The sequence below is a fragment of the Streptomyces sp. NPDC020192 genome (assembly GCF_044388685.1).
Taxonomy (GTDB): Bacteria; Actinomycetota; Actinomycetes; order Streptomycetales; family Streptomycetaceae; genus Streptomyces.
Genome location: NZ_JBIRXG010000013.1, coordinates 153,690 through 167,522 on the forward strand (window position 1 = coordinate 153,690; position 13,833 = coordinate 167,522).

General features: G+C 70.6%; 9 protein-coding genes. 4 read left to right on the forward strand and 5 right to left on the reverse strand.

The genetic code is table 11. The features are described from left to right. Positions 1–8 precede the first annotated feature (8 nt). From nuoL to nuoN, 3 genes are read left to right on the forward strand one after another with little or no spacing between them, the layout of a single operon-like run. Entirely contained in the window at positions 9–1,904 is a 1,896-nt protein-coding gene (gene nuoL / locus ACH47Z_RS25205; protein WP_399077326.1) for an NADH-quinone oxidoreductase subunit L, read from the forward strand. A gap of 5 nt (positions 1,905–1,909) precedes the next feature. Beyond that, positions 1,910–3,481, forward strand: a complete 1,572-nt coding sequence (locus ACH47Z_RS25210) for an NADH-quinone oxidoreductase subunit M (protein WP_399077328.1) — start codon at positions 1,910–1,912, stop codon at positions 3,479–3,481. After that, entirely contained in the window at positions 3,478–5,127 is a 1,650-nt protein-coding gene (gene nuoN, locus ACH47Z_RS25215) for an NADH-quinone oxidoreductase subunit NuoN (protein ID WP_399077331.1), read from the forward strand. The genes ACH47Z_RS25210 and nuoN overlap by 4 nt, the downstream gene beginning before the upstream one ends. Positions 5,128–5,198: 71 nt before the next feature. On the opposite strand, the gene ACH47Z_RS25220 is transcribed toward nuoN, so the two are convergent. Next, the gene (locus ACH47Z_RS25220) at positions 5,199–5,801 is read right to left on the reverse strand and encodes a Uma2 family endonuclease (protein WP_399077333.1); all 603 of its coding nucleotides are present in this window, start codon (positions 5,799–5,801) and stop codon (positions 5,199–5,201) included. A gap of 211 nt (positions 5,802–6,012) precedes the next feature. On the opposite strand from ACH47Z_RS25220, the gene recQ reads away from it, so the two are divergent. Further along, the gene (gene recQ / locus ACH47Z_RS25225) at positions 6,013–7,995 is read left to right on the forward strand and encodes a DNA helicase RecQ (protein ID WP_399077335.1); all 1,983 of its coding nucleotides are present in this window, start codon (positions 6,013–6,015) and stop codon (positions 7,993–7,995) included. Between the two features lie 30 nt (positions 7,996–8,025). Here the strand turns inward: recQ and ACH47Z_RS25230 are convergent, their stop codons facing one another. The 4 genes from ACH47Z_RS25230 to ACH47Z_RS25245 are packed head-to-tail and all read right to left on the reverse strand — an operon-like array spanning position 8,026 to position 13,829. Beyond that, a complete protein-coding gene (locus tag ACH47Z_RS25230) occupies positions 8,026–10,791 on the reverse strand; it encodes a fumarate reductase/succinate dehydrogenase flavoprotein subunit (protein ID WP_399077337.1) in 2,766 nt (921 codons plus the stop codon). 11 nt (positions 10,792–10,802) lie between these two features. Further along, a complete protein-coding gene (locus ACH47Z_RS25235; protein WP_399077339.1) occupies positions 10,803–11,591 on the reverse strand; it encodes an ABC transporter ATP-binding protein in 789 nt (262 codons plus the stop codon). Then, on the reverse strand, positions 11,575–12,489 hold the full coding sequence (locus ACH47Z_RS25240) for an ABC transporter permease (protein WP_399077341.1): 915 nt from the start codon (positions 12,487–12,489) through the stop codon (positions 11,575–11,577). The genes ACH47Z_RS25235 and ACH47Z_RS25240 overlap by 17 nt, the downstream gene beginning before the upstream one ends. Then, entirely contained in the window at positions 12,486–13,829 is a 1,344-nt protein-coding gene (locus ACH47Z_RS25245; RefSeq protein WP_399077343.1) for an ABC transporter substrate-binding protein, read from the reverse strand. The genes ACH47Z_RS25240 and ACH47Z_RS25245 overlap by 4 nt, the downstream gene beginning before the upstream one ends. Between the last annotated feature and the right edge of the window lie 4 nt (positions 13,830–13,833).

The following is a 13,833-nucleotide window of genomic DNA, read 5'->3' on the forward strand; positions in this document are numbered from 1 at the left end:
GAAGAATCGTGGAGAACCTGATCGCGCTGCTCATCGCGGCGCCCCTGCTCGGAGCGGCCGTCCTGCTGACCGGCGGCCGGCGCCTGGACCGCGTCGGCCACTGGGTCGGCACGCTCCTGTCGGCCACCTCGTTCCTGTTCGGCCTGATCCTCTTCGCCGACCTGCTCGGCAAGAACGCCGAACACCGCACGCTCGTCAAGCACCTGTTCAGCTGGGTCCCGGTGGCCGGCTTCCAGGCGGACGTCACCTTCCGCCTGGACCAGCTGTCGATGACGTTCGTCCTGCTCATCACGGGCGTCGGCTCTCTGATCCACCTGTACTCGGTCGGGTACATGGAGCACGACGCGCGCCGCCGCCGCTTCTTCGGCTACCTGAACCTGTTCCTCGCGGCGATGCTGCTGCTCGTCCTCGCCGACAACTACCTGCTGCTGTACGTCGGCTGGGAGGGCGTCGGTCTCGCCTCGTACCTGCTGATCGGCTTCTGGCAGCACAAGCCCAGCGCCGCGACGGCCGCGAAGAAGGCCTTCCTGGTCAACCGCGTCGGCGACATGGGGATGTCGATCGCCATCATGGTGATGTTCACGACGTACGGGACCTTCGCCTTCGGCCCGGTCCTCGGCCACGCGACCGAGGCCTCCCAGGGCAGGCTCACCGCGATCGGCCTGCTGCTCCTGCTCGCCGCCTGCGGCAAGTCGGCCCAGGTGCCGCTGCAGTCCTGGCTCGGCGACGCCATGGAGGGTCCGACCCCGGTCTCGGCCCTCATCCACGCGGCGACGATGGTGACCGCGGGCGTGTACCTGATCGTCCGCTCCGGAGCCATCTTCAACGCGGCGCCGGACGCGCAGCTGGCGGTCACCGTCGTCGGCGCGGTCACGCTCCTGTTCGGTGCGATCGTCGGTTGTGCCAAGGACGACATCAAGAAGGCGCTGGCCGGCTCGACCATGTCGCAGATCGGCTACATGATCCTCGCCGCGGGCCTCGGCCCCATCGGCTACGTCTTCGCGATCATGCACCTGGTGACGCACGGCTTCTTCAAGGCCGGGCTGTTCCTCGGCGCCGGTTCCGTCATGCACGGCATGAACGACGAGGTCGACATGCGCAAGTACGGCGGCCTGCGCTCGTACATGCCGATCACCTTCGTCACCTTCGGCCTCGGCTACCTCGCCATCATCGGCTTCCCGGGCCTGTCCGGCTTCTTCTCCAAGGACAAGATCATCGAGGCGGCCTTCGCCAAGGGCGGTTCCGAGGGCTGGATCCTCGGCGGCGCGGCCCTGCTGGGCGCGGCCATCACCGCCTTCTACATGACGCGCGTGATGCTGATGACGTTCTTCGGCGAGAAGCGGTGGCAGCCGGACGAGAACGGCAACGAGCCGCACCCGCACGAGTCCCCGAAGGTCATGACGATCCCGATGATCGTGCTGGCCGTGGGCTCCGTCTTCGGCGGCGCCTTCTTCAGCATCGGCGACCGCTTCCTGCACTGGCTGGAGCCGGTCACCGGGCACAGCGAGGGCAACTCCCCGGTCAGCGCCCTGACGGTCACCGGGGCGACCATGGTCTGCCTGGTCATCGGCGTCGGCATCGCCTGGGCGCAGTACGGCCGCAAGCCCGTTCCGGCCGTCGCCCCGCGCGGCTCGCTGCTCACCCGCGCGGCCCGGCGCGACCTGCTCCAGGACGACTTCAACCATGTGGTCCTGGTCCGTGGCGGTGAGCACCTGACGCGCTCCCTGGTGTACGTCGACCACACCCTGGTCGACGGCGTCGTCAACGGCACGGCGGCCGGCTTCGGCGGCCTGTCCGGGCGGCTGCGCCGACTCCAGAACGGCTTCGCCCGCTCCTACGCGGTCTCGATGTTCGGCGGTGCGGCACTCCTGGTCGCCGCGACCCTGCTGATGAGGGCGGTCTGATACCGATGTCCTTTCCTCTGCTGACAGCGACGGCGGTGCTCCCGGCCGTAGGGGCCGTCGCCACGGCCGCCGTACCGGCCGCGCGGCGCACCACCGCCAAGTGGCTGGCGCTGGTCGTCTCGCTCGCCACACTCGCCCTGGCGATCACCGTCCTGGTCCGCTTCGACCCGGGCGGCGCCCGCTACCAGCTCACCGAATCCCACGCCTGGATCAAGGACTTCGGGGTGCGGTACGAGCTGGGCGTCGACGGCATCGCGGTGGCGCTGGTCGCGCTGACCGCCGTACTGATCCCGTTCATCATCCTCGCCGGCTGGCACGACGCCGACCCGCTGGAGACCGGCAGCAAGCGGTGGCGGCCCACCCAGGGCTTCTTCGCGCTGATCCTGGCCGTCGAGGCGATGGTGCTCATCTCGTTCGAGGCCACCGACGTCTTCCTCTTCTACATCTTCTTCGAAGCCATGCTCATCCCGATGTACTTCCTCATCGGCGGCTTCGGAGACCGCGCCCACGCACAGGGTGAGGCGGCGGCCTCGACGCAACGGTCGTACGCCGCCGTGAAGTTCCTGCTCTACAACCTGGCCGGCGGTCTGATCATGCTGGCCGCGGTGATCGGTCTCTATGTGGTCGCCGGGAACTTCAGCCTCGCGGAGATCGCGCACGCGCGCGCGAACGGCTCGCTCCACATGGCGACCAGCACCGAACGCTGGCTGTTCCTCGGCTTCTTCTTCGCCTTCGCGGTGAAGGCGCCGCTGTGGCCGCTGCACACCTGGCTGCCCAACGCCATGCAGGAGTCCACCGCCCCGGTCGCCGTCCTGATCACCGCGGTCGTCGACAAGGTGGGCACCTTCGCGATGCTCCGCTTCTGCCTCCAGCTGTTCCCGGAGGCGTCGAAGTGGGCGACGCCCGTCATCCTCGTACTGGCGCTCATCAGCATCGTCTACGGCGCACTGCTCGCCGTCGGCCAGCGGGACATCAAGCGCCTGGTGGCGTACGCGTCGATCTCGCACTTCGGCTTCATCATCATGGGCATCTTCGCGATGACCAGCCAGGGGCAGTCCGGCGCGACGCTCTACATGGTCAACCACGGCATCTCCACGGCCGCGCTGATGCTGGTCGCCGGCTTCCTGATCTCCCGGCGCGGCTCGCGGCTCATCGCCGACTACGGCGGTGTGCAGAAGGTCGCCCCGGTGCTCGCCGGGACGTTCCTGATCGGCGGCCTCGCGACCCTCTCCCTGCCGGGCCTCGCGCCGTTCGTGAGTGAATTCCTCGTTCTGGTCGGCACGTTCACGCGCTACCCGGCGATCGGCGTCATCGCCACCTTCGGCATCGTCCTCGCCGCGCTCTACACCCTCGTGCTGTACCAGCGGACCATGACGGGTCCGGTGAAGCCCGAGGTCTCGGCGATGCCCGACCTCCGCGTGCGCGAGCTGGTGGTGGTCGCCCCGCTGATCGTGCTGCTGATCTTCCTGGGTGTCTATCCGAAGCCCGTCACGGACATCGTCAACCCGGCGGTCAAGCAGACCATGTCCGACGTACACAAGACCGACCCCAAGCCCTCGGTGGAGGCGGCCAAGTGAGCACAGCAGCCGTCCACAGCCTGTGGACAACCGCGGCCGACCCGATCTCCAAGATCCCGGCACCGAAGATCGAATATGGACAATTGTCGCCGACACTGATCGTCGTCGGTGCCGCGGTGGTCGGCGTGCTGGTCGAGGCGTTCGTCCCGCGCAAGTCCCGCTACTACGCGCAGGTGTTCGTGTCCGTCGTCGCCCTGTGCGCCGCGTTCGCCGCGGTGGTCGCGCTCGCGGCCGACGGCTACGGCACCACCAAGGCGCACATCGCGGCTATGGGCGCGATCGCGGTCGACGGCCCGGCCCTCTTCCTGCAGGGCACGATCCTGCTGGCCGGCCTGGTCGCCCTGTTCACCTTCGCCGAGCGGCGCCTGGACCCGGCCGCGCACGGCAACCGCGTCGACTCCTTCGCCGCGCAGGCCGCGTCGGTGCCCGGCAGCGACAGCGAGAAGGCGGCGGTGAAGGCGGGATTCACCACCACGGAGGCGTTCCCGCTCCTCCTCTTCGCGATCGCGGGCATGCTGGTGTTCCCCTCGGCCAACGACCTGCTGACCCTGTTCGTGGCCCTGGAGGTCTTCTCCCTGCCGCTGTACCTGCTGTGCGCGCTGGCCCGCCGCAAGCGGCTGATGTCGCAGGAGGCCGCGGTCAAGTACTTCCTGCTCGGCGCGTTCGCCTCGGCGTTCACCCTGTTCGGCATCGCCCTGCTGTACGGCTACGCGGGCTCCGTGTCGTACGGGCGCATCGCGCAGGTCGTCGACGGCACGGTCAGCAACGTCGACCCGGCGCTCGCCAACACCATGGGCAACGACGCGCTGCTCCTCATCGGCGGCGCCATGATCGTGATGGGTCTGCTGTTCAAGGTGGGCGCGGTGCCGTTCCACATGTGGACGCCCGACGTCTACCAGGGCGCGCCGACCCCCGTGACCGGCTTCATGGCGGCGGCGACGAAGGTGGCCGCGTTCGGCGCGCTGCTGCGCCTGCTGTACGTCGTCCTGCCGGGCATGCGCTGGGACTGGCGGCCGGTGATGTGGGCGGTGGCGATCGTCACCATGCTGGGCGGCGCGATCGTCGCGATCACGCAGACCGACATCAAGCGGCTGCTGGCGTACTCGTCGATCGCGCACGCCGGATTCATCCTCGCGGGTGTCATCGCCACGACGAAGGACGGCGTCTCGTCGGTCCTCTTCTACCTGGCCGGCTACTCCTTCGTGACGATCGGCGCCTTCGCGGTGGTCACGCTGGTGCGCGACGCGGGCGGCGAGGCGACCCACCTGTCCAAGTGGGCAGGGCTCGGCCGCCGCTCCCCGCTGGTGGCGGCCGTCTTCGCGGTCTTCCTCCTGGCCTTCGCCGGCATCCCGCTGACCTCCGGCTTCGCCGGAAAGTTCGCCGTGTTCAAGGCGGCGGCGGACGGCGGCGCGGCCCCGTTGGTCGTCATCGGTGTGATCTCCTCGGCGATCGCCGCGTTCTTCTACATCCGCGTGATCGTCCTGATGTTCTTCAGCGAACCGAGCCCGGAGGGCCCGACCGTCGCCGTCCCCTCCCCGCTGACCATGACCGCGATCGGCCTGGGCGTGGCGGTGACCCTGGTCCTTGGCGTGGCCCCGCAGTACTTCCTGGACCTGGCGAGCCAGGCGGGAGTGTTCGTGCGCTGACGCTCCGCTCGCACATGCCGCTGCCCGGCGCCCCTTCGGATGGGGTGCCGGGCAGCGGTGTGTTTCCGGGGTCACTGATTCCTGTCGCGGCGCGCCTTGATCTGCGTGAGGTCTAGGTCCACCGGGAATGGCACGTCCAACTTCATACGCTCGCGGAAGATGCCGGTGCCGGTGTAGGTGCCGGTCGTCGGTTCCAGCTCGAAGACGTATACCGCTGCCCGGCCCTTCTCGTTCTCGACCCGCCAGTAGTGGGGGATCTTGGCTCGGGCGTACTTCATCGGCTTGGTCTCGCGGTCTCGGGAGACCGAGTCCTCGGAGACGACCTCGATGGCCAGGACTACGGATTCCACCGGGAAGCGGGTCTGGTACGGGTCCTCCACCACATCCGCTCGCACGACGACCACGTCCGGCTCCGGCCGGTTCTGCCGGTCGATGTCGATCGTGAACTCGCGGATGGCCTCGAATTCCTCCGGCGCCAGCGACTGAAGCTGCCATTCGAGGAAGCTCACGGCGCGGGCGTGAAACAGGGTCTGCGGACTTACGAAGACCAGGCTCCCGTCGATCAATTCCGTGTGCGGAGGAAGATTCGGAAGCCGGTCCAGGTCGTCGGCGGTCCAGCCGCCCTTCGGCGGCATCGGCCAGCTGGACGCGGACGCCTTCGGTGCGACGCTCATCAGTGCTCCCATGGGACGGAGTCTGGCCGGTGCATTCAGACTATCGGCCGGAAACGGGCAGGTCTCCCGCGAACGTGTGAACGACATTCGTGTCCTTGGCGCGAGGTTCCTGGGGCAGCCTGTGGATAACTCCCTGGCTGTCGGTGCGGGCCCCTATCGTGGATGCAGCGGTCGAGAGACGACACACGGGGGACCGGCGGGGGACAGGACCATGGAAGCGACGGGCGTGATCAGCGAGATGCCACAGGTGACCGAGGGGCCGGGCGCGGCCGACAGTGAGGCGCTGGCCACGCTGCACCGGGTCTTCGGATACGAGGCCTTCCGCGGCGAGCAGGAAGCGATCATCGAGCATGTGGTGGCCGGCGGCGACGCCGTCGTGCTCATGCCGACCGGTGGCGGCAAGTCGCTGTGCTACCAGATTCCGGCCCTGGTCAGACCCGGTACAGGCGTGGTGATCTCGCCGCTGATCGCGCTGATGCAGGACCAGGTGGACGCCCTGCGCGCCCTCGGCGTGCGCGCCGGCTTCATCAATTCCACGCAGGACTTCGACGAGCGCCGCCTGGTCGAGGCCGAGTTCGTCTCCGGCGAGCTGGATCTGCTCTACCTGGCCCCGGAGCGGCTGCGCCTGGACGCCACGCTCGACCTGCTCTCGCGCGGCAAGATCTCCGTCTTCGCCATCGACGAGGCGCACTGCGTGTCCCAGTGGGGCCACGACTTCCGCCCCGACTATCTGTCCCTGTCCCTCCTCGGCGAGCGCTGGCCGGACGTCCCGCGGCTCGCCCTCACCGCGACGGCCACCCGCGCCACCCACGAGGAGATCACCCAGCGGCTGAACCTGCCGACGGCCCGCCACTTCGTCGCCAGCTTCGACCGGCCCAACATCCAGTACCGGATCGTTCCCAAGGCCGACCCCAGGAAGCAGCTGCTCGCCTTCCTGCAGCAGGAGCACGCGGGCGACGCGGGCATCGTGTACTGCCTGTCGCGCAACTCGGTGGAGCGGACGGCGGAGTTCCTGACCGCCAACGGCATCGAGGCGGTGCCGTATCACGCGGGCCTGGACGCGGGCATGCGCGCCACCCACCAGTCCCGGTTCCTGCGCGAGGACGGCCTGATCGTGGTGGCGACCATCGCCTTCGGCATGGGCATCGACAAGCCGGACGTACGGTTCGTCGCCCATCTGGACCTGCCCAAGTCGATCGAGGGCTACTACCAGGAGACCGGCCGCGCGGGCCGCGACGGACTGGCATCCACGGCGTGGATGGCGTACGGCCTCAACGACGTCATACAGCAGCGCAAGCTGATCCAGTCCGGTGAGGGCGACGAGGCGTTCCGCCGCCGCGCCGCCGCCCACCTCGACGCGATGCTCGCGCTGTGCGAGACCGCCCGGTGCCGCCGCGGCCAGCTGCTCGCCTACTTCGGCCAGGACCCCGAGCCGGCGGGCTGCGGAAACTGCGACACCTGCCTCACCCCGCCGGAGACCTGGGACGGCACGATCGCCGCGCAGAAGGTGCTGTCGACGGTGGTACGGCTGCAGCGCGAGCGGGGGCAGAAGTTCGGCGCCCTGCAGATCGTCGACATCCTGCTCGGCAAGCGCACGGGCAAGATCATCCAGTTCGACCACGACCAGCTCTCCGTCTTCGGCATCGGAACGGACCTCGCCGAGGCCGAGTGGCGGGGCGTCATCCGGCAGCTGCTGGCCCAGGGGCTGCTCGCGGTCGAGGGGGAGTACGGCACGCTGGTGCTCACCGAGGCGAGTGGTTCGGTCCTGCGGCAGGAGCGGGAGGTGCCGCTGCGCAAGGAGCCGAAGAAGCCGGCCGCAGCCCGGTCGCGCTCGGCCGGTGCGTCCGGCGGAGACCGCAAGGCCAAGGCCGCCGTGGCCGAGCTGTCCGACGAGCTGCTGCCCGCCTTCGAGGCCCTGCGCGCCTGGCGCACCGAACAGGCCCGTGAGCAGGGCGTCCCGCCGTACTTCATCTTCAACGACGCCACCCTGCGCGGCATCGTCACCCTGCGACCCGCCTCGGTGCGCGAGCTGGGCACGGTGAGCGGCGTCGGCGAGAAGAAGCTGGCGACGTACGGGGAGGGCGTGCTGGCGGTGCTGGCCTCCCTGGACGGTCCGGCCCCGGCCGCCGACGCCGCACAGGGCGCCGACTGGCCGGAGCCGGACGAGGAGCCGGAGCCCGACGACTGGATATAGCGCGCCGGTCCGCGGCGATGCGGAGGAGCGTCACAGCCCCCGCGCCGCATAGGCCCTGACGTCCGCGTCCGAGTCGGCCGTGGCCGTGGCGAGGGCCGCGCGGGCCTCCGCGGTGTCCCGGTGCCGGGCCAGAGCCAGGACGGCCGCCTTGCGCACGTCGGCGTTGGGGTCGGCCAGGGCCTTGGCCAGGGCGGGTACGGCGGTTTCGGCGGCCGCGGCCGACAGCGCGGTGGCGGCGCCGGAGCGGACCTGCCAGGCGGGGTCGGACAGGGCGGCCACGGCACGGGCGGCGAGCGGCGGCGGGCAGCCGGTGCCGGCCAGCGCACCGAGCGCGGCACCGCGCACCAGGGCGTCGGTGTCCTCGGTGAGGCGGTCCAGGGCGGCGGTGAGCAGCCGCCGGTCGGCTGCCGTGAGCCCCGCCGGGGCGACGGCTGCCAGCGCCTTGGCCACGGTGACCCGGACCTCCCGGGAGGGATCGTCCGCGGCACCGGCGAGCGGCCGGACGGCGTCGACCGAGACCAGCGCCCGCACGGCCTCGGTGCGGACAGCGATGTCGGGATCGTCCAGCGCCGCCGCGAACACACCGGCCTCGCCGAGCCGCAGCGCGCGCAGCACATCGAGCGCGGCGGCCCGGACCACGGGGTCGGCCTGGGCGAGCACACCGGTGAGGGCGGAGCCCAGGGCGGGTTCGGGAGGCAGGGTCTCGACGAGTTCGCGCAGTGAGGCCGCGGCGGCGGCGCGGACCCCGGTGTCGGGGTCGGCGAGGGCACCGGCCAGGGCCTGCCCGGTGCCGGGCGGCACGGTCTCGGTGAGCACCGAGACGGCCGTACGGCGGACTGCCGGGTCGGGGTCAGCCAAGTAGGGCTCCAGGGTGGTGAGTTCGGGCTCCGCCTCGGCCAGTTCCAGCAGCTGGAGGAGCCGGGGCGAGGCGGTGCCGTGGCCGCCGGCGCCCACGGCGGAGGCGGTGGCGCGTGCGGAGGCCGGTCCCGCGGCGACCGGCGCCACCTCACGCGGCCCGGCTGTGGCCACGTGCTCGGGACGGACCTCGCCGATCCACCGGGAGGGGCCGCCGACCGGAGTGAACTCCTCGACCGGGACCAGATAGGGAGCCACGGGACGGGCCGTGAACTCCATCGCACCAGAGGGGGACTTGTGCAGATCGAGATGGTGGAACCAGGAGGCGTCGTCGCGCCCGGGATGGTCGAGACGGTCGTGGTAGAGACCCCACCGGGACTCGGTACGGGCGAGAGAGGCGCGGGCGGCCATCTCCGCGCAGTCGCGGATGAAGGTGACCTCGGCGCAGCGCATCAGCTCGTGCGGGGTGCGGGCGCCCATGGCAGCGATGTCGGCGCGCATCCGCCCGAACGCCTCCAGGGCGAGGGAGAGCCGCGCACCGGACTTCGGCGGTGCGACGTAGTCGTTCACGAAGCGGCGCAGCTTGTACTCGACCTGGGCCTGCGGCGGGCCGTCCGGGTTGCGCAGCGGGCGGTAGATCAGCTCGTGCGCCTCGCGGATCTGGTCCGCGGGAAGTTCACCCTCGTACGTCGTGAACCGGGCGGCGTCCGCGCCCGCGAGGTCGCCGAAGACGAAGGCGCCGATCATGTAGTTGTGCGGGACGCAGGCCAGGTCGCCGGCGGCGTACAGGCAGGGGACGGTCGTACGGGCGTGGTCGTCGACTCGGACGCCGGAGGCGGAGTGGCCACCGCACAGGCCGATCTCGGAGATGTGCATCTCGACGTCGTGGGTGCGGTAGTCGTGCCCGCGCCCGGCGTGGAAGGTGCCCCGTGTGGGCCGCTCGGTGGAGTGCAGGATCGACTCCAGCGCGGAGACCGACTCCTCGGGGAGATGGCTGAGCTTGAGGTAGACCGGGCCGCGGTCGCTGGCGACCTCGGCGGCGAACTCGGCCATCATCTGCCCCGACCAGTAGTCGGAGTCGACGAAGCGCTCGCCGTGCCGGTTGACCTGGTACCCGCCGAAGGGATTGGCGACGTAGGCGCAGGCCGGGCCGTTGTAGTCCTTGATCAGCGGGTTGATCTGGAAGCACTCGATGCCGGTCAGTTCGGCGCCCGCGTGGTAGGCCATGGCGTACCCGTCGCCGGCGTTGGTGGGGTTCTCGTAGGTGCCGTACAGGTAACCGGAGGCGGGCAGTCCGAGGCGGCCGCAGGCGCCGGTCGCGAGGATCACCGCGCCCGCGCGGATGGTGACGAAGGCGCCGGTGCGCGTGTGGAAGCCGACGGCGCCCACGGCCCGCCCCTGGGCGGTGAGGACCCGGACCGGCATCACCCGGTTCTCGATCCGGATCCGCTCCCGCATCTCGCGCCGCCGCAACTGCCGGTAGAGGACCTTTTTGACATCCTTTCCCTCTGGCATCGGCAGTACGTACGAGCCGGAGCGATGCACCTGGCGCACCGCGTACTCACCGTGCTCGTCCTTCTCGAACTTGACCCCGTACGACTCCAGCCTCTGCACCATCGCGAAGCCGCGCGTGGCGGTCTGGCGGACGGTGGACTGGTCGACGATGCCGTCGTTGGCGCGGGTGATCTCGGCGACGTAGTCGTCGGGTTCGGCGCGCCCCGGGACGACCGCGTTGTTGACGCCGTCCATGCCCATGGCGAGCGCGCCGGAGTGACGGACGTGGGCCTTCTCCAGCAGCAGGACGTCCGCGCCGCGCTCGGCGGCGGTCAGGGCGGCCATGGTGCCGGCGGTGCCGCCGCCGATGACGAGGACGTCGCAGGTCAGCTCCTCGGCGTCGGTGACGTCGGGAATCTCCAGGGGAGTGGTGGCGGGGGTGGTCACCGGGGTGCCTTTCAGGAGCCGAGCGAGGTGAGGATGTCGCGGCGCAGGGCCGTGCGAGCCGGATCGTCCAGGGCCCCGCGATCGCGGGGGCCGGGTATGTCGCGTACGGCGGCCACCCGGCCGGAGCCGAGCAGAGCCACGCGGTCGCCGAGGAAGAGGGCCTCGTCCACGTCATGCGTGACGAAGACGACGGTCGCGCCCGTGCCGCGCAGCACTTCCACCAGCAGGTCCTGCATGCCGGAGCGGGTCTGGGCGTCGAGGGCGCCGAAGGGCTCGTCCATGAGGACCGCGCGTGGGCTGTCGGCCAGTGCGCGGGCCAACTGGGCACGCTGGCGCTGCCCGCCGGACACGCGGTGCGGCAACTGCGCCGCCTGCGCGCTGAGTCCGACGCGTTCGAGCCAGGAGGCTGCCCTCGCCCGGCGCACGCCGCGCGGAACACCGCTGATGGCGAGCGGCAGTTCGACGTTCCCGCGCAAGGTGCGCCAGGGCAGCAGCGCGTCCTCCTGGAAGACCAGCGCACGGTCGGCCGACGGCCCGGTCAGCGGGCCGCCGTCCACCTCGGCCGTGCCGCCCAGCGGAGGCAGCAGCCCGGCGAGGGTGCGTAGCAGTGTGGACTTGCCGCAGCCGGAGGGGCCGACGACGGTGAGGATCTCACCGGGCGCGACGTCCAGGTCGACGTCGTACAGCACCGGCGCGTCCGGCCGGCCGAGCACGGCGGAACGGAACGTGAGCCGGGTACCGCGTACGCCTTCCGATGCGGGCGCGGCGGAAGCGGTGACGGTCTCAGACGAGGTGCTCATCGCGGGCCTCCTCGGTGTCCTTCTGGCCCTGCTGCTCGGGCTGGGCATGCTGCTCGGAATCACGGTCGGCACGCACGGGGGCGACGGCGGGCCGGGCCACGCGGGCGCGGCCGCCGGGGACGTACGAGGTGCGGGGCAGCCATCGGGTCAGGCGCCGGCCGAGGAGCTCCACGGCCGTGGAGGTGACCCAGCCGAGGACACCGATGGTGACCATGCCGACGAAGACGCCGGGGTAGTTCACCACCGTGTAGTCCTGCCAGGTGCGGTAACCGACCCCGTACTGGCCGGAGATCATCTCGGCGGAGATCACACAGATCCACGACACGCCGATGCCGACCGACAGCCCGCCGAAGATCCCGGGCAGCGCGCCCGGCAGCACCACCGACCCGAGAACCCGCAGCCGCCCGCCGCCCAACGTGCGCACCGCCTCCTCCCAGACGGGGGTCAGCGCGCGGACCGCGTGCCGGGTGGAGACCAGCACGGGGAAATAGGCGGCGGTGCAGGTGATGAAGACGATGCCCTGCTCGTTGGAGGGGAACAGCAGGATCGCGACCGGGACGAGGGCGATCGCCGGGATGGGACGGACGACCTCCAGGACCGGGCCGAGCAGATCCTCGGCGAGCCGCGAGCGGGCCACTAGCACGCCGGTTGCCACGCCCAGGACGGCCGCCAGCGCGAAGCCGGCGAGGATCCGGGTGAGGCTGTCGGTGAGGTCGGTCCAGTAGTCGTCACCGGAGAGCCGGTCGGTGAAGGCGCGGGCCACGTCGGTGACCGTCGGGAACTGCGAGAAGCGCAGCCACAGATCGACCTTCAGGCTGGTCAGCAGCTGCCACAGCCCGAGGAACGCGGCCAGGGAGGCGGTCCGCAGCGCATACCGGGCCAGGGGACGCCGGGTCATGAGGCCCGCTCCAGAGCCTCGCGGTACGACATGGTGCGGGCGCCGCCGTGGGCGGTGACATAGGCCTGCGCGGTCGCCGGGGCGACGAAGGGCAGCAGCCGATCGCCGTCGGCGACCCACACCGCCTTGTCGGCGAACCAGAGCGTGCCGGTGGTGACGTCGGCCACGTAGGCGGCACGGATCCCGTCCTGGTGCCCGGCCACGTAAGTCAGCAGCTCCTTCGCGGACTTGAAGGAGAGCGTCTTCTCGCTGTCTTTGACCCACACCTCACTCGCGGCCGGCGGAGGTGCGGCGGCGAGCCGCTTGGTGTAGGAGGCGCCGAGGGCCTTCTTCACGTACTGGTCGTCGACGAAGGAGTCCACGTCGATGTCGCCGGTCAGCTTGGCGGCCTTCAGTACGGACACGTCCTGCTTCAGTGCGGAGACGAGCTGCGGCTTGACGGCCGGGTCGAAGGTGGCGATGCCATGGGCGCCGTTGTAGAGGTAGACGACCTCGGCGGGCAGGCCGGTGGCCTGGGCGACCTTCTCCGCTGCGGTGACGGGATGGGCGTTGAGGTAGTCCGTCGCCTCGGTCTGGGCCTTGAGGAAGGCCTCCAGGACGGCCGGGTGCCGGTGGGTGAAGTCCTCGCGGGCGGTCACGCCGTGGAACGTTGGCAGGTTCAGCTGCGCGCCGTCGTACAGGGCCTTCGCCTTGCCCTGGTAGGCGAGCAGGCCGGGCCAGGCGACGAACTGCGACAGGGCGTCCACGCTGCCGGAGGAGAGCGCCGAGGCGCCCACGGCGGGCTGCTGGTTGAGCTTGGAGATGCCCTTGTCCGGGTCGATGCCGGCGCGCTGCAGGGCCCGTACGAGGGTGCCGTCGGCTGCGGAGCCGATGCTTGTGGAGACTTTCCTACCCTTCAGGTCCTGCAGCGAGGCGAGCTTCGAACCAGGGGCGGTGACCACCGTGTTGAGGCCGCCGCGCAGGTTGTAGCCGGTTACCGAGACCAGGTGGGTCGGGCGTCCGAGCTGTTTGCCGCGGGCCGCGTTCAACAGCAGCGGGACGTCGCCCATCGAGCCGATGTCGATCTTCCCGGCGGTCATCTGAGCGGTGATCGGGGCGCCGGTGGCGTAGTCCTGCCAGTCGACCTTGTAGGTGTGGCCGTCGTGCAGGGAGTTGAGTCGCTGCTCGAAGTAGCCGAGGGAGCGCAACAGTGTTCCCGCGGTGACGGTGTTGATGGTCTTGGACTGGTAGCCGACGGTCACGGTGACCGTGGCGCCGCTGCCCGCCTCGGCGCTGCCGCCGCAGGCGGTCAGGGGAAGGAGGAGTGCGATGGCGGGCAGGGCGACTGCTGTGCGTTTCATGGTG